The organism is Streptomyces sp. DT224 (genome assembly GCF_049844595.1).
Taxonomy (GTDB): domain Bacteria; phylum Actinomycetota; class Actinomycetes; order Streptomycetales; family Streptomycetaceae; genus Streptomyces.
On record NZ_JBNCLI010000054.1, the window covers coordinates 1 to 347 of the forward strand.

Below are 347 nucleotides of genomic sequence, written 5' to 3' on the forward strand. Positions count from 1 at the left end.
TTCTTCGGGATCTCGCCGCGTGAGGCGCTGGCGATGGATCCGCAGCAGCGTCTGCTGCTGGAGACCTCGTGGGAGGCCATGGAGCGGGCCGGGGTCGACCCGACCTCGCTGCGTGGCAGCCGCACCGGCGTCTTCGCCGGCGTGATGTACCACGACTACGGCCTCGGCACCGCGCCGGCCGCGACCAGCGGCGGCAGCCTGGTCACCGGTCGGGTCTCCTACACCTTCGGCTTCGAGGGCCCGGCCGTCACCGTCGACACCGCTTGTTCCTCGTCGCTGGTTGCCCTGCACTGGGCCGCGCAGGCGCTGCGCTCGGGCGAGTGCGACCTCGCGCTGGCCGGCGGTGT

General features: G+C 72.9%; 1 protein-coding gene. It reads left to right on the forward strand.

Translation table 11 applies throughout. The annotated features are described in order from the left end of the window. On the forward strand, positions 1 to 347 hold a 347-nt coding region (locus ACLQ2N_RS36005; protein WP_425820013.1), incomplete at both ends, for a beta-ketoacyl synthase N-terminal-like domain-containing protein.